Source organism: Blastopirellula retiformator (genome assembly GCF_007859755.1).
Taxonomy (GTDB): Bacteria; Planctomycetota; Planctomycetia; order Pirellulales; family Pirellulaceae; genus Blastopirellula; species Blastopirellula retiformator.
Map to the genome: position 1 here is coordinate 671,201 of NZ_SJPF01000002.1, position 23,982 is coordinate 695,182.

Annotated in this window: 15 protein-coding genes; 1 reads left to right on the top strand and 14 read right to left on the bottom strand. The window is 58.3% G+C overall.

Annotated features, from left to right (window positions below):
• The 14 genes from Enr8_RS10105 to Enr8_RS10170 form a co-directional block, all read right to left on the bottom strand.
• Positions 1 to 1,104, bottom strand: coding sequence for a glycosyltransferase (locus Enr8_RS10105; protein ID WP_186767551.1), 1,104 nt, complete (start codon positions 1,102 to 1,104; stop codon positions 1 to 3).
• Between the two features lie 106 nt (positions 1,105 to 1,210).
• A complete protein-coding gene (locus Enr8_RS10110; protein ID WP_146431036.1) occupies positions 1,211 to 2,374 on the bottom strand; it encodes a glycosyltransferase family protein in 1,164 nt (387 codons plus the stop codon).
• Between the two features lies 1 nt (position 2,375).
• A complete protein-coding gene (locus Enr8_RS10115) occupies positions 2,376 to 3,911 on the bottom strand; it encodes an oligosaccharide flippase family protein (RefSeq protein ID WP_146431039.1) in 1,536 nt (511 codons plus the stop codon).
• Positions 3,908 to 5,086 carry a glycosyltransferase family 4 protein gene (locus Enr8_RS10120; protein ID WP_146431041.1) on the bottom strand — a complete coding sequence of 393 codons (1,179 nt, stop codon included), beginning with the start codon at positions 5,084 to 5,086 and terminating at the stop codon, positions 3,908 to 3,910. The genes Enr8_RS10115 and Enr8_RS10120 overlap by 4 nt, the downstream gene beginning before the upstream one ends.
• A gap of 85 nt (positions 5,087 to 5,171) precedes the next feature.
• Positions 5,172 to 6,380: a glycosyltransferase family 4 protein gene (locus tag Enr8_RS10125; RefSeq protein WP_146431043.1), complete on the bottom strand. Its 1,209-nt coding sequence runs from the start codon at positions 6,378 to 6,380 to the stop codon at positions 5,172 to 5,174.
• On the bottom strand, positions 6,374 to 7,507 hold the full coding sequence (locus Enr8_RS10130; protein WP_146431045.1) for a glycosyltransferase family 4 protein: 1,134 nt from the start codon (positions 7,505 to 7,507) through the stop codon (positions 6,374 to 6,376). The genes Enr8_RS10125 and Enr8_RS10130 overlap by 7 nt, the downstream gene beginning before the upstream one ends.
• Positions 7,504 to 8,640: an O-antigen ligase family protein gene (locus Enr8_RS10135; protein WP_146431047.1), complete on the bottom strand. Its 1,137-nt coding sequence runs from the start codon at positions 8,638 to 8,640 to the stop codon at positions 7,504 to 7,506. The genes Enr8_RS10130 and Enr8_RS10135 overlap by 4 nt, the downstream gene beginning before the upstream one ends.
• Before the next feature lie 306 nt (positions 8,641 to 8,946).
• The gene (locus Enr8_RS10140; protein ID WP_146431049.1) at positions 8,947 to 10,137 is read right to left on the bottom strand and encodes a glycosyltransferase family 4 protein; all 1,191 of its coding nucleotides are present in this window, start codon (positions 10,135 to 10,137) and stop codon (positions 8,947 to 8,949) included.
• 8 nt (positions 10,138 to 10,145) lie between these two features.
• The gene (locus Enr8_RS10145) at positions 10,146 to 11,459 is read right to left on the bottom strand and encodes a glycosyltransferase family 4 protein (protein WP_246120055.1); all 1,314 of its coding nucleotides are present in this window, start codon (positions 11,457 to 11,459) and stop codon (positions 10,146 to 10,148) included.
• Between the two features lie 8 nt (positions 11,460 to 11,467).
• Entirely contained in the window at positions 11,468 to 12,742 is a 1,275-nt protein-coding gene (locus tag Enr8_RS10150; RefSeq protein WP_146431053.1) for a glycosyltransferase, read from the bottom strand.
• A gap of 8 nt (positions 12,743 to 12,750) precedes the next feature.
• A complete protein-coding gene (locus Enr8_RS10155; RefSeq protein WP_146431055.1) occupies positions 12,751 to 14,283 on the bottom strand; it encodes an MraY family glycosyltransferase in 1,533 nt (510 codons plus the stop codon).
• Positions 14,284 to 14,295: 12 nt separating this feature from the next.
• On the bottom strand, positions 14,296 to 15,099 hold the full coding sequence (locus Enr8_RS10160) for an exosortase-associated EpsI family protein (RefSeq protein ID WP_146431057.1): 804 nt from the start codon (positions 15,097 to 15,099) through the stop codon (positions 14,296 to 14,298).
• Between the two features lie 15 nt (positions 15,100 to 15,114).
• Positions 15,115 to 17,541, bottom strand: a complete 2,427-nt coding sequence (locus tag Enr8_RS10165; RefSeq protein ID WP_146431059.1) for a polysaccharide biosynthesis tyrosine autokinase — start codon at positions 17,539 to 17,541, stop codon at positions 15,115 to 15,117.
• Positions 17,542 to 17,590: 49 nt separating this feature from the next.
• Positions 17,591 to 18,586, bottom strand: a complete 996-nt coding sequence (locus Enr8_RS10170) for an exosortase/archaeosortase family protein (protein ID WP_146431061.1) — start codon at positions 18,584 to 18,586, stop codon at positions 17,591 to 17,593.
• 1,049 nt (positions 18,587 to 19,635) lie between these two features.
• Between Enr8_RS10170 and Enr8_RS10175 the strand changes: the two genes are divergently transcribed.
• Positions 19,636 to 23,895, top strand: a complete 4,260-nt coding sequence (locus Enr8_RS10175) for a tetratricopeptide repeat protein (protein WP_146431063.1) — start codon at positions 19,636 to 19,638, stop codon at positions 23,893 to 23,895.
• Positions 23,896 to 23,982 lie beyond the last annotated feature (87 nt).

The following is a 23,982-nucleotide window of genomic DNA, read 5'->3' on the forward strand; positions in this document are numbered from 1 at the left end:
TCACACCTTCTCCCGGCTGGCTAGTTCGCGATAGAACTGCTTGTAGCGTTCGGCGGTTTGGTTGACGCTGAAATGATCTGCCCGTTTTAGACCATTGTCGATCAGCGTCTGACGTTGCTGATCGTCGTCTAACAAGCGCTGGATCGCGGCGGCGTACCCATCGACATCTTTCTCAGACACGATGATCCCCGCGTCACCGACAGTAAATGGGATCTCTCCGCTATCGCTGGCGATCACCGGAACGCCGGCGGCGAACGCTTCGATCAACATCCGGCCAAACTGCTCTTTCCAATTCGGCATGGTCTGGCTCGGCGCGACCATGATGTCCATCGCGCCTTGATAGTCGGGAACTTCGGAATGTGGAATCAACTTGATGGCGATCCGCTTGGTCAGTTCATGCGTTTCCGCCCATTGGCGAATCATCCCCTCCAAGCGTCCGCTTCCCATGAAGAAGCAAGACCACGTCCGGTGCTTGATTTTTTCGAGCGCCGCCAGCAAGATCTCGATCCCTTTGTCGGTTTCGAGTCGGCCGTTGAATCCTATTACCGGCCCCTGCAGTCCAAGCGCCTGTTGGACCTGACATTTGTGCTCGGGGGCGAGAGGTCGAAAAGCGGTGGTGTCGACCGCCAGGTTTAAGATCGTACCGGTCGATTCTGAAAATCCGCGCTCCAGCATCTGCTGGTGCACCAGACTGGCGCCGGCGATCCAGCCGCTGGCGTGCCGCAAGACCGATTTTTCAAACCAATTGAAAGGCGGCGGATATCGTTTATTCAAGCTTTGGGCGGTCCGAAAACAATAGCGGGCCGGCTGATCGCGACAACTTTGCGAAACTTGATACCCGGCGTAGATATACGGCTCTTCCCAGGCGTGCACGACGTCGAAATCGTTGCTACGCACCAACTGCCGCAGCGTCTTTCCCTGATACCAAAACAGATGGATGTATTTGGACAGGCGCGTCGGGATTGCGACCGTCTTTAACTGCGAACCTTCGGGCTCCGGCTCAAACTCGATCGGCCGCAAGTCGCCATGAAAATAGGCGGGCCCGCCGACGGTGACCTCAAAGTCCGGATCTTCGGCGATCTTGCGGAGAATGCCTCGGTTCATCGCTACGCAGTAGGAATGACCGATGGAAAGGACTTTAAATGGAGAGGACATGGATTAGCTCAATATCGCGCGGACGTTGCGTCCTAGTGACAAAAGTAAAGTTGGTCTAAACGTAACGTTCCGTTGTGTGCTTCAACGAGAAATTCTTACCGTAGAAGCGTCTTGCCTGCTTGCAGAGACGGGCTCGCGAGTCGGTATCGGAGAGGAGCGTGCGAAGAGTGTTCACATATTGAACGGAATCTGGTTTTTCGACCAAGACTAGCGCATCCTGCTCTCGCCAGAAACCTTCCGTGAGCGGCCCATCATTGGTAATGACGCAACAACCATGTTGAAGACTGGCCATCGTTGTGCCGCGTCGCGTCGTTACGCCATCCGGATAGGGCAGCACCATGACGTCGCACGCCTGCAGCCACAAGGATATCTCGCGCTCGGGCAACTCCCCCAAACCGACGATTCGCTTGCGTGACGCTTGATCGCCTAAACTTAACTGGCTCGCCCAGCGATCGCTGTTCCTTCCGAACAACAAAAACACAGCATCCGGAAATTCGGCCAAACCGGATTGAATGATTGGCTCCAGATGTTCGGCGATCAGATCTCCGCACGTACCGAAGTGTCCGATGATTTGTTGGCCTTGAAAGGTGGATCGTCGCCGATTCACCTCATCGCTATCTTGAACAAGCTCAATATTTGAGGGAATCGGCAGCGTTGTGACGTTGATCGGCCGTCCAACAAGGTACCGCTTGATCCCCGGCGTCCAGGCGGAAGTGCTTGTACAAACGCTTGAAACGCCCTGTAGCATCATCAGCACCATAAGCCGCTGTACAATCGCAGCAACACGTTGTTTGAGCGAACCGACAAGCGGCAGGAAAAGTTCGTGCACCATCACTTCGACTTCATCGCGATAGACGCGTCCGCGAACCAAAACCCAGAGGCAAAAGAGCACGTTCATGCTTCGCCAGCCATAGAGCTGAGGCGTCCACTGAACAAGCAGGCGGCGAGGTCGATCGAACTTCGCAAGCGCCCGATTGAGTTTGAGAATTCCGCAAAAGCCGAACGAAGCGGCGGGACGACAAACCCGAAGAGACTTGCCTGCAGGCGTTTCCGAAACGCTCGCATTGCAACACCATACGATCGCGTCGCCACCGGACTCCGACACCCCGAATGCGAGCCTCTGTGTATAGTCCGCCAAGCCGCCTGACGCCGGGGGATATTGACCAGTGATGATGTGCAGCGGCACGTTCAAATTGTTTTGCTCGGTAGCGCGTTTCATGCTACTCAACGGCTGTTTGTTTTCGGATGATAAGACCGCGAAGTCGGCTCCTCCAGATCTCGCGGATCTCTGCGTCCCAGATCAGGAACCAGCAGGCCAACAGATAGAGGCTGGCCGTCGCCGCCATCGATACGGCGAGTTCAATCCAACCGGGGTCGGGGCGAAATTGTGCGAGCCACCAGATGATCGCCGCATAGGGAATGCCGAGGAGCAATGGTTTCGCCGCCGCCCAAACGATCGCGTCGTGCGGCGTCTGAAACTCCGATTTGAGGAGGAACGGCAATCCCAGAAAATAGACGAACGTGTTAGCGACGGCGGTTCCGATCAACGGTCCGGCCAGGCCGAAAGAATAGGTCAGCGAAATGCTGAGCGTTACGTTTACGACCAGCCAAGTCAGACTCATTCTTACTAACAGGGGCGTCTTGCCGGTGGCCGCGAAAGCCCACTTCCACTGAGCAACGACGGGCTGAAAGAATGCGATGGTGGCGGCCGCAACGACCACGCTCCAACCAGCGAACTGCTCTTCGCCAACCCATAGGGCTACAAACTCGTGGGAGAAGACGCCGATAGAAATACAAAAAGCCAGCGCAAGGACCGCCGTAAAACTGGTCAACTCAATCAATCGCTGATTAAATCGAAGTCGCTCGCCCTGATGGTGAAGCTCCGCAAGCGCCGCCCAACTCGAGGAGCCCAACATCAACACTTGGTGCTGCGCCACTTGCAGAAGTCGCTGGGTTGCGAAAAACGGCACGATGGCCGTCGCCCCTAGCAAAAACCCGACCAGTATCCGGTCTGACTCCATGCCTAGCTTGCCGCTAAATTGCATCAACATGGACGCCGTATTGAGTTCCCGCAGCTTGCTTCGGACCAACTCTCGGGACTCTGGATTCGATACCGAGGTGCATGACGTCTCTTGAAGTTTTCGCCGAAAGGTACGCCAAATGGCGATCGGCAATACCATATGACCGATCGTGAACGCCAGACACTGTCCAACGATTCCGTAGTCAAAATACGCAAACGTCAGCGACAAGGCAGTGATCAGCAACAGTTGGAATGTGAGCCCAAAATTGATTAGGTAACCATGCTGTCGCGAATCTGCAAAATACAAATAGAGCGCCAACGGGGTAATGAATGCCAGAGGGAGAAACGAGAGTACGCCAAGGCGCAGATCCCAGATGTATTCGGGCGAAACGATAACCAGATAGGGAATCGCTGCGGCAAGAACGAGGACCGCAATGAACAGTACGACCGAAAGACGATAGTAAATCCACCTTCCGTATTCCATTACATCTTGCGCATCGTATTTAGAATCCTCGCCAGCAGCTTCCGCAAACATTGCGCGAACTGATTGAGCGAATCCTAGCTCCAAGAATCCCAACATCATCTGCCAATCAGCGACGGCGCGGAACGCGCCGAACTGCTCATCCCCCAACAGCCAAATCAACAACGGCACTGAGACAAAACCGACCAGCATCGTCAAAACGCTGGAGCCGACGCCGGTGACGAAATTCCAAATTGACCGCTGCGTACGACTCATCGCGCGCCTCCGGCCGAAGCGACGATCGATCGATAGACCGATGCGGTTTCTCGCGCGGTCTGTCGCCACGAGAAATCTGCGCCTCGCGAGCGCGACTTCGCGGCAAGTTCCTTCCTCAGCACCGGATCCGTAGCCGTCCGGCGCAGCCAATCTCGCAGCTGATCTAGCTGCGTCGGATCGAATAGGGCGCCCCCGTCTCCCAAGACCTCCGGCAGACTTGTCGCGTTCGAAGCTAAAATCGGACTTTCCATCGCCATCGCTTCGCACAACTGCAGCCCGAACCCCTCTTCCCTACTTGGGTAGACGAACGCCAACGCGTCTCGGTAGAGAGCCGGCAAATCGGTATCATCGACGCGTCCGATAAAGCGGACTTGATGCGATACATCCAACTGGTCGGACAGGTCGCGCAGCTCTTCCTGACGTGTAGTGTCGCCACCGGCCAGAACCAGGTCGACGCCCGACATCTCAGCGGCCGCAAACGCACGAATCAAAAAAGGAAGATTCTTGCGGGCGTCAAATCCGCCAATGTAGAAGAAGTAGGGCTTGGGGAGCTCAAACTTCTGCAGCGTTGACTTGACCAACTCTTCGCTTGGGATCGCGGCGAAGGTTGGATCCGCCGCCTCCGGAATCACAATGATCTTGGCGGCGTCGATGCCTAAGCGGCGAACCAATTCTTGCTGCGAAAAGCGGCTAACCGTGATGACCTTCGTCGATTTACGACGTGCAATTTCGTGGGAGCCGAAATTGAGCCATTGTCGCACGTTCGCGAGGCCTCGCCATCCGCCAATGGCTGGCCACCGCCGCTGGCCGATCGCGTCATGCAACGTCACCACGCAGGGGCAAGGACTAAGCAACGGCACGCCGAAATGAAACGGGGAGTGAAACGCGTCGATCCCGTCGCGACGCAATTGACGCGGCAACCAGCGTTGCTCCCAACCGAAATAGCTCATCTTCCCGGAAACGGAGAATGCGATGGCATCGCTCTCGAGCCGGCTGCGAAATGCCCCGGCGATCGGCTCCATCGAATAGAGTACAAGCTCGACGCCAGCGCCGGGTAGGTTCTCCAACAGGTTGACGGCATAGCGATTCCACCCGCGCATCGACGGATGGACGAGCAAATTCGCATTGAATCCGACTCGGATTACTTCGGCAGCTGATTGGGTCGTCGGTACCATGAACTCAGTGAGCCGTGCGATCTTTCCTGGGGAGCAATGATGTCTAACTTGTTGCAAAATCTGTAGCTGCGACCGGCGATGGAAGCTACGCAGGCGTAGCTATCAAGCGGGCGTACGCCGCTTCCAAACAATCGAGCGCCGCCGAGTCGCTGCAGCGTTCTTCTAGCAGTTGCCGGGCCGCTTGGCGGTGGCGGTTTTGCAGTTCGACGCTCTGCAGCAACTGCACCGTTCGCTCGACCATCGCTTCTTCGTCATCGTCGCCGGTCACAAACGCGTGGACGCCGTCTTCGACGGGAATACCCTCTACCCCTTCCGACGTCGTCACCACCGGAACGCCCAGCGCAAACGATTCCAAGACCTTCACCTTCATCCCACTCCCCCGCCCAGGCGCGTAGAGCAGCACGGCCGTGTGACGAAAATAGGGAAGAATCTCCGGCACGTTCTCATGAATTTCAACGTCGGGCATGTCGAGATACTCCGCCAAGGCGCTGCGGGCTTCCCAACCAACGATCTGCACCTTGGCATTGGGAACGCGCTCTTTGATCCGCGGCCAGAGGTCGCGGAGCAAGCGTTCGGCCGCTGAGCGCGAAGGATACCACCCCATCGAGCCGATCACGCTGATGACCGGCTGGGCCGTTCGCTCCTCGTCCGCGATGTAATCGTACTTGTCGAGATCCATCCCTAACGGCACAACGTCGACGCTGGCCGCCGGGTAACGATCACGAATCGCGCCGGCGATCCGATCGGAGAGAGCCAAGAACTTTGCAGGCCCCTGCAGCAGCATTCGTTCGCCACGCAACATCAATTGATGGTCGATCCACTGCCGCCAACCTTGTCGCGGTATCTCCGCCAAGTCGATCGAAAAGAGATAGTGAATGTTAATCAGAGTTTTGGCGGCGTCCTCCGGCGTCAGCCATCCGCACCAGAGGTGCTCCATATGCAAGACGTCGTATCCCTCGGCCAGCCGCTGCCGCAAGTTGGCGATCAGCTCGTCCGAGAACATGTACGAATAGGGCCGGCGAATCGTCATCATCTTCGTCGCCAGGCCGCGTCGGTGCGGAAATCGAAAGAGCCGCAGATCGTACTTAGGCGCCGGAAACAATTCCCGCGAACGCTCGATGTCGTCCGGATTGCTGCAGGCCGCAAGCGCCGTGACGTGGTGACCACGCTCGACCAATCCCTTCAGCAGCGCGTAGAACCAGCGGCCGGCGGCGTTTCCGAAAGGAAGCGGCGGCTCAATCATCACCAGCACGATTCGCAGGCGACTTCGGTTTTCTCCATCAACGTTTAACATAGCGACTGCGAGTATTCCAGAATGATCCGCGAGGCGTCGTCCCAGCTATAGCTCCGCAGCGTATTGGCCAAACCGAGCCACTCGCTGCGATTCGCCTCGGGGACGGCATGCCATTGTTGCAGTTTACGCGTCAACTCCACCGCGTCGGCGGGGTTGGATAAGAGAAACTCGCTAAGCGATTCTGGATAGCGCTCAGCCACCCCGGCGTCAGACGACACGAACGCCGGCAATCCGCAGCAAAGCGCTTCGTGCACCCCAAGGCCGTACGCTTCGTAGCGAGTCGGCGACACGAGCGCGTCACTCGCCCGCAGGATGCGCCCGAGATCGGACCGGAGACCATAAAACTGAATGCTGCTTCCCAGCCCCGCCGCGTTGATCTCTTGCTCCAGTTTTGGCTCAAATCGCCCGAACACCGCCAGCGTCAATTCGTCGTGAGCCTTGGAGTCCAACGACCTCCAGGCCTCGAGCACCGTCTCGAACCCTTTGCGAGGATCGCTCGGCGAACCGACGAACAAGACGTACTTTCTGTCGCTGGACCATTGTAATTCTTCCCGCGTCGCGGCGCGTTCGCCTACGTCGGCTGGATAGAAGGCGTCCAGGTCGACCGAGTAGTAGACCAATCGGATCCGATCCTCGGGGATGTCGAGCCGCTGAATCAGATCGGTCTTCGTCCGCTCGGAGTTAACGATGATCAGCTTGCTCATCGCCAGCGCGTTTCGCTCGGTCCGTTCGTTCTTACGAATCTTCCAGCGTTGCAGCAGCCGGCGAGGGAACGAACCGCGCCGCTTGGGCGTGTAGGCGGCGTGAACGTAATGCACCCAGTTGACGGCCGGCAACAGACAGTTGCCGCCGTTGACCAGCGTCAACCCCTCTCTGGCTCCCAAGCGTCGCGACCAGTCTTGTCCATAACGATTCAAGAGCGGAGCGCTAAGAAAATAGGACCCGGCAACCTTCGGTACGCGATGAAACTCCACGTTGGGGCGCTCTTCCAACGTAGGATCGACGCGATGTCCGATCAAATGCACAACGTCGTCGGTGCGAGAAAGATAGTCGGCCAACGCATAGTTGGCGCGATCCATTCCTCCAGTCCGCACAAAGTCTCCGGTGACGATCAAATGTGAGTTCATGACGCTAGATACGCCTCCCAAGCGGCCCGCTTTTTTGCATGTTGGACCGCTCCGAATAGGGCTGCGTTGAGCAGCCAGAACTCGAGGCCTCCTTGTCCAATGAAGTAGGGATAGTTAAACGTGATTGCAATTGCGCCGACATTGTAGGCCAAAATAGCGGCGGCTTGCGTCGACAACTGTCCAGACGCCGAGAAGATCGCCGTCCGCCATGCGAACCAGCAGGCAATCGCGATCGCCGCAGGATAGGCCAGCAGCAGCGGTATTCCTCCGTCAAGCAGCCAGCCAGTCCACATGATTTCCGCCCAGAGAGGAGGCGAGTTCGGGTCGTAGGAATTGCCGAAATAGCGGTGCATCATCCCCCATCGCCCCAAGCCGGCGCCCAGTGGATACTGCGGCAACAGATCATTCACCGTCGTCTCTAAAAAACGGCCTCGATTCGAGTAGTAGACCTCTCCCATATCGGCCTCGACCAAGGTCGATAGCCGATCGGTGACCGCCTCGCCCCCCACGGCGACCGCCCAAGCAAAGCTGGAAAGCAAAACGGCGACGAACATGCCGCCGGCGAATAACGCTTTTCGCCAATCCCCGCGATACGCGATGCATGCCAGAAAGACGCAGCAACAAATGCCGGTCATGATCAGAACCGATCGGACCTGGCTCAGATAGATGCAGAACAGGCCGATCGCAACTCCCCCAAGTGCGACGCCACGAACCCAAGTACTTTTCCCGGTCAAGAAAAAAACAAGTCCGAATATCGTCGAATACATGCCTGCAGTCGCAGCGCCCCCTGGCATATCAGTTAGTCCCATCGGACGAAAAACGTCGGCGCCGCTATTCAGCGAAATCTTCAACGAGTCGTGGTACAGTTCACCAATCACCTGCGAGACCGGGGGCTGAAATCTTCCCGGAAAATAGACCTGCAGAAGTCCGACAAACGCACTGAGGCAGTGAAAGGCCCAAAATGCACCGATTAGCTTGGTGAAAGTCTGTTCCCGAATTGGGAGTCGCGCAACCCACAATAACGGCGCCAAAATAGCAAAGTTGATTCCGATCTGGGCCAGGGCCGAGGTAATCGTGTTGGTATTGGGATGGAACAGTTGGAGGCCCAGGATCACCAGAATGACCGGTACCATTACCGCCGCTGGATGCCATCGGCCGTTCCCAGGAAGTCCGATCAGCAGCAAGCTCGCCCCAAATACGGCTGAGCGAAAAATAATGCGTCCTGCTCCGAGCGCGGGAAGCAAAAGAGCCAGTTGGCAGACAATCGTCAAAGCGAGAAAGCCAAGCAACCAGCGCAGCGCCCGATCCTTCGACGCTAGGCCAACAGGCGCGACGAGCTTCGTATCCGAGTTTTCTCTGCGTATCGTCAGACTATTTTCCATTGCCCAAATTTGATTACCGGAGAGTATCTCCGTAAGGCGCACGTCGCCACGATCGGCTTACGGAGCGCCGGTCACCGCCGCCGGCGCGCGACGCAGGCCGTCTTGTTCTAAACTCGCCGCCGACCGAAGAACCTTCTCAAGTTTCAATATCTGCGCGCCAACATCGCACAACTCCGTCGCCCGATTCGGGCCGTTGACGCCAAGCGACTTGCGGAGTGCCAGATCTTGCACCAGTTCGTTCAGCGCTTTTGCCAGAGCATTAACGTCGTTTGGAGCGACCAATTGGCCGCAGTTGTCCGTCACGATCTCCTTGGCGCCACCGATGTTGGTCGCCACCACCGGCAGGCCGGCGAAAAGCGCTTCGATGAAAACGACGCCGAATGGCTCTGCCCGTACGTTGGGATGGCAAAACAGATCGGCGGCACGCAAGATTCGTGCGACGTCCGATCGCTGTCCCAAGAACCGGACGCGATTGGTCAGGCCATGACCTTCCACGATGGCTTTTAGCTTCGACAGATACTCGTGATCTTCCGCCTTCTGCGGACCTCCCACGACCCACGACTCCCAGGGCTCATCTGCCGGCAGCTGACCCAACGCTTCTAGGTGAATATGCAACCCCTTGTACGACTCAAGACGCCCCACTTGAATGATCACCGGCGTCTCGTCGTCCAAGTCGAACTCTTTGCGAATCGCTTTGCGATCATCCGCGCCAAATCCATCGGAACGCAGAACGGGGTAGCGTGCGATACTGGCTGGGGTGCCTGGATACAGGCGTTTCTCGATCGACTCGCGCGTCGCTTCGCTGTTGGCGATCACGTAAGTCGGGCGGCAGCGAGCTGCCCATTTCTCGAGCCAATGCTCGCCATAGCTAATGTCGTGTCCCCAATAGACTACCGGACTTAGTCGCCGCGCCGTCGCGCCAAGAAGCGCCTGAACCCAACAGGCGTGCATAACCACCACGTCGTACTCTCCTTGTCGCAGCAATCGCACCAACCGACGTCGGGCGCGCAGCAACGTCCAGGGACGACTGATGCGGATCGGGCCAAGATCATGGACGACGCAATCAGCCTCCTCCAATTCCTCCCGCAGTCGTCCGGAAAAGCACAACCCGAACTCTGGTTTCATCTGCGGAGCGGCAACGCGATTTTGGGCCAACGTACTAAGAACCGTCTCGATCCCGCCGTACATATTACCGGAGTAAACGTGCAAGACCTTCAGCGGTTGCGTCTCGTGTTGCGGGTGGTCCATGGTCGTCCTCACTCTCCCTGAGTCGCGCTGCAGTAGTCAAGTTCGGAAGAAGATAAATCCCCCGCGACAAGAAGTCTCGTATAGGTCGCGAGAAGTCTTACGGGCAGTTGTCGTTGGTCGAACCGCTCAACGACGGCCCCCCGGGCATTCTTCCCAAGATCGGCTCGCAGCTTCGAATCGCCAACGACCTTTTCCAGCGCCGCTGCCAATGCATTGACGTCGCAGGAAGACAATGCGATACCCTCCACGCCGTCCTCAAAGATCTCCGCCGCTCCGCCCAGTGCCGTCGAGATGACTCCCTTGCCGCAAGCCATCCCTTCGACAATCGCCAGGCCAAACGGCTCCGGCCGAATGCTCGCATGCACGACCACGTCTAGTCCCGCGTAGACGTCCGGCATCGCATCCTGAAACGGAACGAAATTTACCTTATCCTGGATCCCCAGCGCCGCCGCATGTTGGTGCAACTCCTCACGTGTTACTTGCGAGTTCTCGGTGCGATAAATCGGCCCGCCAATGATGAAATAGCAGGCATTCTGTTCCGGGGCTCGATGCTGACATTGGGCGATCGCGTCGAGAAAAAGGAAGTGCCCTTTCCAATTGGCGTAGGTGGCGATCAAACCGACGAAGACCACGGAGTCATCCGCCGGGCCCTCTGCCCCGGAGAGTTCAACCAAGCGTGTTCGCACTTCGTCCCCGCCTTGCGGAACAAACCTCTCAGTATCGACCGTGTTGAAGAGAACCTCGACACGTTGTTTGCCGATCGACTGCTCGAAATCGGCCTTTACCGCTTCGGAGATCGCCAATCCCAGGGTGAGCCGCTTCGCCGCGACTTGCAACAATCGCTTTGCCAATCGACGCTCGCCGACAAAGTCGTGCAGATGCCAAACCAGCGAACACCCGCGGGGACGCGCGAGCGACGTCAGCAGATGCGCCTTGATGCCGTTGGAGTGTAATATCTCTGGCCGCAGCTTCGCGACTCTCCTGCGAAAGTCGCGGCCCCACTTCCACAGAGAGAACGTCCCCGAGGAGAACTGTCGCGTCCAAAAAGAGACTCGCGACATCCAGGAACTTCCTGAGCGTCCCCCATCGCCCAACTGCGCCCAACGCTCGGGCAGAGGTACGATGATAACCTCGCCTACCAGCGGCTCGGCAAGTTCCCTGAGGGGACCATCTTCGAATAGGATCAGCGTGATTTCCGCATCCGGGAACGCCGATCCGCAGGCTTTGAGCAGCCCGAGCAGGACGCGCTCGGCGCCCCCTAGTCCTGCGGACGCATTGACGTAAAGGACTCGGGGCGAAGGGTTGCGGGAAACGCTGGACATGTGCGGACTCACGATCGTTTCCTAAGCAGCGTCTCGTACTCACGACCAGTGCGATCGACCATCGCCTGCAGATTGAAGAGTTCCTCGGCGCGGCGTCGGGCGCCGCTCGACAACTCGGCACGTAGCGTCTCGGAACTATGAATCTGATTCGCGGCCGCGGCGAATTGCTCAGCCGATTCGACCGGCACGGTCAGCCCCGACTCGCCATGGGCGCTAACCCAGGGAACGCCGGAGTGCTGGATCTCGCAATTGATGACCGGGCATCCCGACGCCATCGCTTCGACTTGCGCCAGCCCAAACGCTTCGCTCCGGGCAATGCTGGGGAACCATAGCGCCGTCGCGATTTGGTAAAGGGCCTGCAGCGTCTGGTCATCGGCGTTGCCCATCCAGACGATCCGATCCTGCACGCCCTGTTTCTCGGCCAACGCACGTAGTTCCGCTTCTTTCGACCCCGAGCCAACGATCACCAGCGTCCCAGGTACATCGCGCAGCGCCTCGATCGCGACATGCATCCCCTTGTAATAGACGAGTCGTCCGACCGACAGCCATATGGGGCCCGGCCATTGTGCCCGCAACTGATCGGCACGCGACAGGACTTCGGGCGAAGGGGAAAGGTACCGCTCGAGCGGCATGCCAAAGGGGACCACCTTCAATTTGTCGGCATAGGGTCGAAGCGACTCCGAACCTTCCGCATACCGCGGGTTGGAAACCAGAATTTGACGGCAGTTTCTTAAGGTCCACGACTCTAGCGGATACAAAATTTTCGCCGCAATTCGCTGCCGGACGATGTCGCTATGCCACGTCACGACGACCGGTACCTGAGGACGAAGCCTGGCCAAGGCGATCATCATGGTTGGATTAGGAAGATGCAGATGAATCAGATCGCAACCTTCGATCTCTTGACGGAGAGCCCACGTCAACCGCGGACAAACGTCGAGCCGCATGACGTTCGCAATTCGTCCGGCGCGAAATATCGATACCCCTTCATCCTCGGTCCGGGCGTCAGGCGTTCTCGTAATTACGCCGAAGCGACGCCGCGGATCAGCCGACTGATCATTGATGCACACCACTTTCGTCGCGTAACCGTTGCGAACCAATCCTCGGGCCAGATCGCGGACATGCGTTTCGATGCCGCCTCGCGAAGGATGATAATACTTGCCCAAGTGAACGACGGTGGGTCGTCGCGCAGAATGGACAGTTCCTTCCTCGGCGATCTCCTGTGTGGGCGCGGGACTCCCAACGGTCGGAAGGGCGCTATTCGATTGAAACGACAAAGCGGTCACCGGTTGTCCTAGACAGGAGTCGTCGATTGGCTGTTGGACCGCACCAGCGGGGGCGAAGCGGACGTCTCCGTCTCCGGTCCATCGAATCGATCCATCTCTAGCAGGTCGCGCATCTGCATCTCAAACGGCCGCAGCCCTTCCAGCAGTTCGCTCAACCATTGGAATGTCGCTCCATCTAAGGCTTGTCCGGTCAGGACCAACTGGCCGACGTTGATATCGTCTGCGAACAATGGGATTTCGGTTCGCCATTGACGCTGATCGGCCGCCAGCTTGTGGGGACTCTCCCAACTGGCGTGGTACTCTTCGCCTATTGAAGGAGAGCTGACGTTAAACTGGATCGTCTGAATGCCGCAAACCTGCGAGAACTCAACCAGGGCGTACCACAGTCGTTCCCACTCGAGTCGGCCATTCATCTGCGTGACGATCGGCGTGGCCACCGGCGGCTTCGACGAACCGAACGCCAGCAACGATCCGCCCGCACGACCAAAACGCGTCAGCAGCAACTTGCACTCATGGAAACCAAAGGTGCGGGACAAAACGAGTCCCGCCAGGATGCCCAACATGACGGCCGCCGCCAGCCACTCGTTATGCATCAAGACGCTGACGACCGCAGCTAGCGAGCAAATTGCCGCCAAGCCGCCGACAAACAGCACCGTTTTGCGCGGTCCAAAGTTAAGCCGCTGCAGGACGTGGTGCAGGTGTCCGCGATCAGTCGCATAGATGCTGCGGCCAGTCAGTTTGCGGCGCAAGACCGCCATGCAAACGTCGAACGCCGGAATCGCCAACACCAGGCAAGGAGCAACCATCGCAAAGCTGGTCGGCCCCTTCAGACTGCTACGAATCGACAAGATGCCGAGTGTGAAACCGATCAGCATGCTGCCAGCGTCTCCCAAGAAGATGCGAGCAGGCGGCAGATTGAAAACGCCAAAACCGGCCAGGCTTCCCGCCAGCGCCAGACCGCAGCAGGCGTCAAATACGTTGCCTGTCAGCCAGGCCATCGCGGCGAAGGCGAGACAGTAAACGATGCCTAACGTCGTTGCGAGTCCGTCGACGCCGTCGATCAAATTCAACGCGTTCGTCGTGACGACCAGCCATCCGACCGTAAATGGAATCGCGAGAATCCCCAGTTCGACCGGAATCCCAAACAGCTGGACCGATTGAATGTTCAAGCCGAATGCGACGGCCACCAGCGACGCCATGATTTGTCCCGCCAATTTCTGGCGTCCGCGAATTCCCCATTTGTCGTCGACGACGCCGATCACCGCGATCGCCATGGTGGCGACGATCAAGCCGATGAACGATTTGACGTCGAACCCTGCGACTCCATCGGCGACGCAGTAGTAAAAAATCAATCCCAAGGCGGCGCCGTAGCCAAGCAGCACGGCAATCCCCCCGCCAAGCGGCGTCACCTTACTATGCAGTTTGCGGTGGCCGTCCGGTCGATCTAGCAAATCAAAACGAAATGCCAACTTTGCGACCAGCGGCGTCGCCAACATTGCGACCAACAGCGATATGGTCACGATCGAGATGGCGATGCTCATGGCTCATTCTCCCTAATTACAAATCCATTCGTGGTATGGGACCATCGCAAAATGCGACGCACCAAGACCAGCTTCTCTTGCGACAACAACAGGGGCGTCGGTGGGTGGGTTTGAGCGGGAATGCCCACCCGGCATGAGAGAGCGGCGGACCGTCAGCGCGTCGCCAGACGACATTGCGGGAGACGATCCATGATCTTTAATCCATTGCCGGATAGTTCCGGACAGCTTCAGCAAATTCTCTTTCCCCTTTTCGCCGGCTCGACCATCCGTCTGTAGAATGACTTTCACCAACGGAGGACAAGTCTCTAGTCCCCAAATATTTTGACGCGAGTCCCGGGCGCCTTCCCGGGTGAAGTAAACGTCTTCGCCGCGCTGATACCAATACAAGACTTGCACCGAACCCGTTTCGTTGCCGAACTCGACCCAATGCATCGCTTGCTCGGGATTCGTTTCGTCACGGACGACTGCATCTCGCTTTAAGCGCCAACCGGCGCCGGGATAACACTCTAGCGGCGTATGCGGCATCCAGTGGTCGAGCGAGTAAAACGTCGCGCAGTGCAGCGCGATCGGCCACTCGATATCCTTCTGATACCGGCGATTGATCAAATCGTCGGCGTCGATCGCCCGCAACAGATTCGGATCGCTCTCGGCCGATTCTCCCGACCAACCGTCCAAAACGTCGGGCAATCCTTCCAACGATTGCGTCAGAGGTCGGACGCTCACTTGCGAATACTGCCGGTACATTAAGACCGACACTAGTTGGACCGCTACCAACAGGATCAGCAGACCAGGTATTCGATATTGCAAGATTTTCATAAGTGGGGTCGCCTCTTACTTCCCTGCTCGCGGCTGACTAGGTTTTTCGCTCCGTGCCGCATCAACTCGACGCGTCTTGGCGCGGTAGGTCTCGGTTTCGATGCCCGTCAGCACGGCGCCCAACACCGGAACGTTGTACGACTCCAGGATTTCGCAGGCCGATTCCAGTAGCGGCAAGCGACTGACGTCTCGCATCAGCGACAACAACGCGCCATCGGCATGCTGCGCGACCAAGCGGGCGTCGACGACCGGCACTACCGGGCTGGTGTCGACCAGCACAAAGTCGTACTGGCTGCGAAATTCATCAAACAGTTTTTGGATGCGATGCGAAGCGAGCTCTTCCAGAACATGCCCTCGCCAATGTCCGGCCGGCAGCAGAAAGACGCCAGCCGCCTCGGTAGGTTTGACTGCGTCGGTCCAGGCGACTTCGCCTCGCAGCGTTTCGCAAATGCCGGGCGTCGCGTCGACCTCGAACAGCTCGTCCAACGAGGGTCGCCGCAGGTCAAAGTCGATCAACAACACGCGGTTGCCGCCGGCGGCAAGCGACATCGAAAGATGACTTGCGAGCGTCGTCTTCCCTTCGCCCTCTACGGCGCTGGTTACCACCACCGTCTTCAGACCTTCTCGATGCTGTTTGCGAATCAGCGTCGCCGCGATCGAACTAATCGAGTCGTTCAGTTTTTCCCGCCAAATGATCTCGGATTGACGACGCAGGGCGCCAATCCGCGGCGTCGGCGGCACGGCCCCCAGAATCGAGACGCCCGTTCTTTGGCTCAAATCTTTGATGCAACCGATTCGCTGCTTGCGAACGTCGAGCCACACCAGCCCGCAGACCGGCAACAGGAAAAAGAAGGCGCCGGCCGCCATCGCCTTGGGCATTTTCGACTGGTGCTCAAAGCTCTTCGGCTCGACCGCGGCGCTCAGCGAGCGGATCCGCGGATCGGCGTTGATTTCGACTTGCAGTTGCAAGATTTCTTCGGTCAGACGCTCACTGATCCGCTTGTGAGCCGATAGTTTGGACCGCTCCATTTCCAGCACGATCGACTTGCGTCCGAAGTTGCGAACCTCGCCATCCAGCTTATCAAGCGACTTCTGCAGTTCTTTCTCTTGCTCATCGGCCAGCACGATCTGCAGCGTCAGCAACTCCATCCGCTCTTCGGTCGATTGAGGCATTTCGCCACTGCGCATGGCCCGCAGCTCTTCGCGAAGTTCCGCCTTGCGCGCTTCCAGCTTTTCTTGCAGTTCGGCCAACTCAGCGCGAATTTCCGGCAACTCGGCCTTGGCGGTCTCTTCGTCGAACCGCGTTTCGACCATGGCCGCCTTCGCATCCAGGCGATCGATTTTATTGAGCAACGGCGACGCTTCGGGATCGGTCGCCATCGCTTGAATCACGTAGGTGTCGGGATAGTCGCGCAGCTTCGTCGCAACGCCATCCGCCTGCTCCGTAATTTCCGCCAGCTCGACGTCGCCGTCGGTCGCTTCGTCTCCGTCCTCTTTCACGTCGGCCGGATCAAACGCAACCGCTTCGGCCGCCTCTTCGATGAGCGGCGTTTCCGCCTCGGCCTGCAAACGCGATTGCAGCAATCCGAGTTCGGCGCTGGCGGCGATCCGCGCCAGTCGCACCTTGGTCAACTGATTGCGGGTCATGTTGAGGTCCGCGATGACGCCTTGCTGGGCGATCGTCAGTTGATCCTCATCGCTGGTGCCGAGCGCTTCGACCAATTTCGAAATTGACTCCCCCGACTTGCGGATCAAGTCTTCCTGGGCGCCCTGTTGCTTCTCAAGGTCGGCGAGACGATCGAGCCGCCGGTTGCGATCGGCCATAACGACTTCGTCTAAGTAAGAGTCGACGACGCTGTTGACCAGTTTGGCCAAGACCGCCGGATCTCCCCCTTGAATCGAAACCTGCATGATTTCGGCTTCTCCGGGAAACGAGATCTGCAACTGACCGCCGAGCCACTTCACCGGGTCGACCTGACTGCGAACCACCGGCATTTCGGCGATCTCCGGTTGCGAGAGCGCGTTGTTGAGCACAAACCGGGTGGTGATCATCTGCTGCTGCGTGCTCTTGAACACTTCATACGGATTGCGACCGGCGCGATCGACCGTATTGAAGACCAGCGGCGTATGATCGGAGGCGATATGCACCAGCGCCGAGGTCCGATAGACGTTGCGCTGCATGTTCCAAACGTAACTGCTGGCCAACACCGCCAGGATCATGCCGATCCCGGTCGCCAGCGGCCAGCGTCGCCGCAAAGAGTGCATCACCGCGGCATACGTGCGATCCTCGGGCTCTTCTCCCATCGGCATCGTCTGGCGTCGCATATACGCAGCGACCGGTTCCGGCGAGACGTCATAGGCGCGATCCGTATAGGCGCGATCCGTTCGACGAACTGGTTCGTCCGAATCGCCCGCTCGATCTGAATTGGGTTCTATCGCCATGATTTTCGACAACGTATTAGTATCGAAAGTTGATTAAATGCATTCCGCGTCAGGTCGCTTCGCTCGCGTGTAGTCGTTTACGATCGCCAAACCCTAAATCGACCTTGGCATCCACCTCTTCCTCAAGCCAGAGTCGCTTGAGCAGCCAAGCTTCGACGATCAACAGGCCGATGGCGATTGGCATCATCAGCAGGCCGGCCAGATCATGAAACAAGTGGTCGGCCAACTCGCGACTGAAAAATTCATGGGCAATGCCGGTGATCGTGATGCGCATCACGTTGGTGACGACTCCGATCAAAGGAGCGCTCAACACGAGCACCGCTCTTTCCCACAGCGGACGCTTCAGAATAAGGGAAGCCCCGATCGTTATCGCGAAGAAGACGTTAAGCATTCGCAAACCGCTGCAAGCTTCGACCACGCCGATCCGCGCTTCGGTCAAGTAAATGACGTTGCCGCGGGCAATGGCGGGGATGCCTAGCGTCTGCAAAGAGAACGTGCTGAGTATCGTGCCGATGCGCTGCAACGGATGACTGAGCTGGCCAGAAATGAAACCTGGCAGCGGAATCATGAACAGCAGAAAGAAAACCGCCGGCCAACACCATTTGCCCCAAGACCACCCGCCGATCACCAGGCAGACGCCCATCAGCGCCGGCAACAGCGAAGCGGGACCAAGCAAGTCAAACTGTTGATAGATGCCGACCCATCGCATCAGCCCAGCGAGCACCACCAACAGGCATCCGGTCAGCACGGCGCTCGGCGAAACGGTAGGCGTCAGCGTCAGCAATTCTTTACGACGCCACAGCAAGAAAATCGAAAAGAGGGGGACGACGAAACCGTGCGAATAATCGGGCTCGCTCAGCCAGCGTTGGCCCAAGCTGTAAAAAGATCCTGCATAAGACCAAAGCAGAACGACTGCGATACCGATAATTACCGATAGAAACGCCGGACCTTCCAACCTCGCTTGCACGCCGCCCGGCGGTCGCACATCGTGATCGGAATCTCGAAAACGCTCGACTCTTGCGAGCGGTTTTAACAGTCTATTCATCTATATCCCGGCGCCGCACGTTTCAAAGCGAAACGAGCGACCCTGACAAAGTCCGTTGGTGGGGGAACAACCGACAATTCGCAGGGAAACTCAGCAGGTTCGAATATCGGCGATAATCAACCTACCTGCCCTGCACAACAAGTGCTCCTGCAGTTAGCTTGCAAAACCAAGTGACCGACGCTAAGGGTCAAACGCGTCAACGAGCAATTTGCGAAGTGAAATATCCCTGTTCCGATTCGCCACGGCGGATTATCATCCGCATCACCATCCTAGTGCGATTGACGAATCTCCCTTCGCTAGTTGACGTGATTGGAAGTTCAAATTCTTCCCCACCATAGTTGCCCAAACAACAGATCCAACGAGCGCTAGGGCGGGTGTCACGATAGCTTGATGATAGAGGCTGGCTAATGCGCCTGGGGCTACTGAGACACGGCTTTAGGCTTTGAGGATAAGCACTAAACGGATAAAGTCAATGTGCTAGGGAAGAGTATTGCGCGAAATTAAATGCCGTCGTTACTTGCACCACCTCTTATGTTTGTAGTCGCCCCCGACTACAGCATGAATCAAGAACATCCGATGTGGGGAATCGCTCGCTGCCCCGATTCGTTTCGCCGCTCTGCTCTTTTCGGAAGATCCATGCAAACCGCCCGCCGAGCTACCGCGTCGTGCAGCGGATGAAACGCTCCACCCGCAAACCGAAATCCGCCTGGTCGCATTTCTCACGGCGCATCTCGAGCGAGAAATTGCCGGCGCCCAACGCAGCAGGTTCGACTTCGTCTCTTGAAAAACATGAATCCGGATCCGGCTTTCTCGCCTCGCTTTCCTTGTCTTGGAAAACTGTGACTACAATGCGTCTGCGAGAATCGAGAGGATATCGCGGCGCTACGAAGTTTTCGGATCAATCGATCTCGCACTAGATATCCGCCCCGCAACCCCCTAAACTGCCCACACCTCCAATCCGGGAGGTAATTCGTCCATCTCCAATTGGAGGGGAAACAGCTTCTACCGTCACCGACGCGTCGCCCTCTATTATCGAGCCGTTACCCTACATGCGTTCTATTAACTATCGACTTCTCTTGATCTTGCTGGCGGGACTCGCAGTCGCATCGCTGGCCGTTTATGGTTTAAACGCGTACCAGGTCGCGCGTCAATCCGACGCTTATCTGCAGCATGCCAAAGATGCTCAGGACGCTGGCAATTCAGCCGAGGCGATCGATCACCTCTCCCGGTATCTCGAGGTTGCGCCGGACGACACCGAGGCGATGCAGAAACTGGGAGAGTTGCTCGCCCAATCAGGTCGCTGGAACGAAGCTTTTGGGGTCTTGGAGCAAACGCTGCGTCGCGACCCCGATCGGATTTCCGCCCGCCAACATCTGGCCGAAGCGTCACTCGCCCTGGGGCGGTTTTCGGATGCGAAGGAACAACTCGAACAGATCATCGCCGCTTCCGCCGACGATTCGGAAACGCATTTGCTGCTCTCGGCCTGTTACAGCGCCAATGGGGAATGGCGATCCGCCGCGGCGGCCTGCGAAGATGCGATTCAGATCGACGGGGCCAACGTCGTCGCCTATCAACAACTCGCTGCCCTGCAGCGTTTGCGGCTCGACGATCCAGCCGGCAGCGAATCGACCATCGATCGGGTCGTCGCCGACAATCCCGAAAACGCGGACGCCCTGGTGCTGCGCGGCTCTTGGCGGTTGCAGTATCGTGAATCCGAGGCGACGCAGGCGGCGGTGACGAAGACCGCGGCGGAGGGAGCCGTTGGCGCCGACGCGGTGCTGACCCAGGCGAGCGCCGACGCCCAACAGGCGACCCAACGAGATCCCAACAACGTCGACGCCATTCGCCTGGCCGCCTCGGTGGCGCTGGCAAGACGTGATTTTAAAGCGGCCCGAAAATTGGCCGATCAGGCGATCAAAGTCGCCCCGCTCTCGGCCGGTTCGTATCTGCTGTTGGCTCAGATCGAGGCCGCCGCCGAAAACCCCGCCGAGGCCTCGAAGTGGCTGAAAAAAGCGATCCAGTGCGACGCAGGCAACCCGGCCCTGGTTTGGGCGCTGGGCAACTCGCTGCTCGACCACGAAGCGATTGCAGAAGCCGAAAAAGTGATTCAGTCGCTGCATGACGCCGATTACGAACCGGCTCGCACCCGCTTCTTGGATGCGCGGGTTGCGATCGCGAAGCGACAATGGCGCGACGCGGTGAACATCCTCGACCAGTGCCTGCCGGGGCTGATCGAATCGCCCGAGATCGCCAAACAGGGCTACCATCTGCAGGCCAACGGCTACCGCCAGTTGCGCCGCGCTGAACTGGAAGTCACCGCCCTCAAGAAGGTGATCTCCATCGACCCGAACTGGCTACAGCCGCGCCGAGAACTGGCCGTCGCCCTTGCCAAGCTGGGGCGTTCGGACGAAGCGGCCGATCACATGCGGCGGATCGCCTCGGCGCCAGGCTCTGAACAAGACCAGGCGACCGCCCAGATCCGCCAACAGATCGACGACCTGGCGCAGCGGAGCGCTGGTGACGAACAATGGGAGGCCCTACATCGCAAATTGGACCAGCAAATCAAGGAAGCGGACGCCCCGATTCTGCGCATTTTGAAAGCGCAAGCCTGTTTGCGACGCAACGATCTGAATGCGGCGGAGCAGGTCTTGCAGCAAGCTCAAGTCGATTTCCCACAGCACCAAGAGCTGTGGCTTAGTTCGCTGCTGTTGGCGATGCAAACCGAGCAATGGGAAGAGGTCGATCGCTTGCTGATCGCCGCCCGTCAGGCGATCGGAACCCCCTTGCCATTGCGATTAATGCACGCGCGAGCGATCGCCCGACGTGACCAGTTGGAAGGACGTGAAGAGTTGCTCGAACTGGCCGTGGCGCCAGATGAATACAAACCGCAGGAAAAGCTCGCGCTGTTGGTCGGCGTCAGCGAAATGCTGCGGCAGGTTGGCGGAACCGACGAAGCGCGGCGTCTGCTGGAAGCGGCCGGTCAACTGGCGCCAACCAACCTGTCGATTCGACTGTCGCTGTTCGATCTCGCCTTTCGACAAAAGGATCTCAGCGCCATGGAATCGGCGCTGCAAGACGTCAAGAAGATCGATGGGGACGGCCCCTATTGGAAGTATGGCGAGGCGCTCCGCCTGTCGATGATGTCGAGCTTGGAGAAACAGCCGGAACGGTTGGACGAGGCGGAGACGCTGCTCTTGCAAGCCCGCGAACAGCTGTCGACCCTGCGTCAAATTCCGCTGCTGCTGGCTCGAATTGCCGAAAGCAAAGGAAAGTCGTCGGCCGCCGCCAACTACTATCTGGAGGCCTTCGAGGCCGGAGAGCGTGAACCCAACGTCATCGAACGCCTGTTGGCCACACTGTCGCAGTCGCCACGAAGTGGGGAGTTTGAAAACGTTGTCGGCAAACTGCAGCAAGAAGGAGTCCCCCTGACCGAGGCGATGAACCGAATCATCGCCGAAAACAGCTTGCTTCGCGGCGATCTTGCTGACGCGATTCAGCGTGCTCGCGTCTTGGCGAAAACGACCGACGGCTTCCGAGAGCATCTCTGGCTCGGTCAAGCTCTTGCCCGCAACGGCCAAGTCGACGAAGCGCTTGCCGCCGTCGATCGGGCGATCGAACTGGCTCCGCAAGAGCCGGAAGCGCGGGTCGCAAAAATTAAACTGTTGCAAGCTGCCGGTCGCAAGGAAGCGTTTCTTAAGGCGGTCGCGGATCGGGATTCCGCCGAAGCCTCGCTGGCAGAGTCGATCGCCATTGCCCAGGCTTATTTCACGCTGGAAGGCCCCGAGGCGGCCAAACAAGAGTTCGCAAAACTCCTGCAGGATCACCCCAACAGCGCCGAAACGCTCCAGGCCGCGATTCAATTTCAGCTCCAAGTTGGCGATCGCGACCAGGCGAAGACCCAGCTTCAGAAATTGGTGAGCCTTGATTCGCCCCCGCTCGAACTACAGCTTTGGGGACGACGAAACCTCGCATCGCTGGCCGCCGCGAGCGGAACGCGGGATGGCGTGGAAGAAGCGAAGGCCTTGTTGCAGGAGAACCTACGCAACAGCGCTGATCCGGCGGACAAGTTCGCCATGGCACACGTGCTCGCCGCGGCACAGGATCCTCAGTCGCGGACCGAGGCGATCTCCACCTTGACCTCGGCCGCGCTACAAAGTCCCTTGCCGCCGGAAGAGCGATATCTGCTGGCGAACCTTTATTTCGCCGACGCCCAGTTGGAAGAAGGCGCCGAACTCATGCGGGCCTTGATTGCTGACGCGCCGGAAAACCCCGAGTTTATTCGCCGTTTCGTCCAAGAGCTGATTCTGCAGGATCAAACGAGCGAAGCGGAACTTTGGCTGAACCGACTGATCCATTTGGCGCCGGGCCATCTGGCGACGGTCCGTTTGGAGGCCTCTTTGCTGGCCAAGCGAAAGGCGCCGACCGACCTGACGTCACGCCTGGTCGAATTTGCGTCCAACCCGCCTCCACAACTTCCCAACAAAGAGGTGGAGCGGCGGTGGAATATCGGCGCCGGGTCGCTCCTCGACGAGTACATCGCGAAAATGCGGCTTCAAAATGCAGACGCCGAGTTAACGGATCGCTTAGCCGACCTCTCGCGACAAATTTGGCGAGATACGCTCGGAGAAAACGCAGAGAGCGATCTCATGTGGGGCCTGCAAGAGGCCCGCCGCGGCGATGTCGGCGCCGCTATCCGCTGGTTGCAAACTGCGCCCGACAACACGCCCGCCGGCCAGCTGGCGGTAATTGGCAGCACCATCACCTCGTCAGGCCTGGCCACCGATGCGCAATTGCGCCAGTTAGATGCAGCGACGCAGCAGGCCAACGCCGCCGAGACAACTTCGATCGAATTAGCGATTCTGCAAGCTGACCTGAAAGGACGCCTGGGTCAAACTGCGTCGGCGATTGACATTTATCGCCAGGTGTTGGCCGCAGACGGGAAGAACGTCGTTGCGCTGAACAACTTGGCGGCGCTGCTCGCCATGCAAGGCGAGCATGGTAAAGAAGCGCTGCAGCATATCGACAAGGCAATCGAACTCTCGGGGCCGAACGTCAATTTCCTCGATACCCGGGCGATGGCGCTGATTGCTCTGGAGCAGTACCAAGACGCAGCCGCCGAGGCGAGCCGATCGATCGCCTACCGCCCTTCCGCCGCTAACTTGTTCCACCTGGCTTGGGCCCAGTTGGAACTGGAGCAAGGGGAAAAGGCGAAGCAAACGTTTGCGGAAGCGATCCAGCGAGGACTGTCGCCAGCGCAATTGCATCCTCTCGAGATCCCCGCATTCAACCGTCTGCAGGAAGCTGAGTAGCGGCTCTATCTGCCTGATCCGCAACAGCCATGATTTTTGCAGGGGATCCCTTGCAAGTCGGCGTAACGCCCCCTACAATTGAATCCT

What these genes read in the sequence shown, in the direction of transcription:
- Enr8_RS10160 (WP_146431057.1), bottom strand. Translation starts at nt 15,099, where the DNA reads ATGAAAATCTTGCAATATCGAATACCTGGTCTGCTGATCCTGTTGGTA.
- Enr8_RS10140 (WP_146431049.1), bottom strand. Translation starts at nt 10,137, where the DNA reads ATGGACCACCCGCAACACGAGACGCAACCGCTGAAGGTCTTGCACGTT.
- Enr8_RS10165 (WP_146431059.1), bottom strand. Translation starts at nt 17,541, where the DNA reads ATGGCGATAGAACCCAATTCAGATCGAGCGGGCGATTCGGACGAACCA.
- Enr8_RS10155 (WP_146431055.1), bottom strand. Translation starts at nt 14,283, where the DNA reads ATGAGCATCGCCATCTCGATCGTGACCATATCGCTGTTGGTCGCAATG.
- Enr8_RS10135 (WP_146431047.1), bottom strand. Translation starts at nt 8,640, where the DNA reads ATGGTACCGGTCATTCTGGTGATCCTGGGCCTCCAACTGTTCCATCCC.
- Enr8_RS10130 (WP_146431045.1), bottom strand. Translation starts at nt 7,507, where the DNA reads ATGAACTCACATTTGATCGTCACCGGAGACTTTGTGCGGACTGGAGGA.
- Enr8_RS10175 (WP_146431063.1), top strand. Translation starts at nt 19,636, where the DNA reads ATGCGTTCTATTAACTATCGACTTCTCTTGATCTTGCTGGCGGGACTC.
- Enr8_RS10120 (WP_146431041.1), bottom strand. Translation starts at nt 5,086, where the DNA reads ATGGTACCGACGACCCAATCAGCTGCCGAAGTAATCCGAGTCGGATTC.
- Enr8_RS10145 (WP_246120055.1), bottom strand. Translation starts at nt 11,459, where the DNA reads ATGTCCAGCGTTTCCCGCAACCCTTCGCCCCGAGTCCTTTACGTCAAT.
- Enr8_RS10110 (WP_146431036.1), bottom strand. Translation starts at nt 2,374, where the DNA reads ATGAAACGCGCTACCGAGCAAAACAATTTGAACGTGCCGCTGCACATC.
- Enr8_RS10125 (WP_146431043.1), bottom strand. Translation starts at nt 6,380, where the DNA reads ATGTTAAACGTTGATGGAGAAAACCGAAGTCGCCTGCGAATCGTGCTG.
- Enr8_RS10170 (WP_146431061.1), bottom strand. Translation starts at nt 18,586, where the DNA reads ATGAATAGACTGTTAAAACCGCTCGCAAGAGTCGAGCGTTTTCGAGAT.
- Enr8_RS10115 (WP_146431039.1), bottom strand. Translation starts at nt 3,911, where the DNA reads ATGAGTCGTACGCAGCGGTCAATTTGGAATTTCGTCACCGGCGTCGGC.
- Enr8_RS10105 (WP_186767551.1), bottom strand. Translation starts at nt 1,104, where the DNA reads ATGAACCGAGGCATTCTCCGCAAGATCGCCGAAGATCCGGACTTTGAG.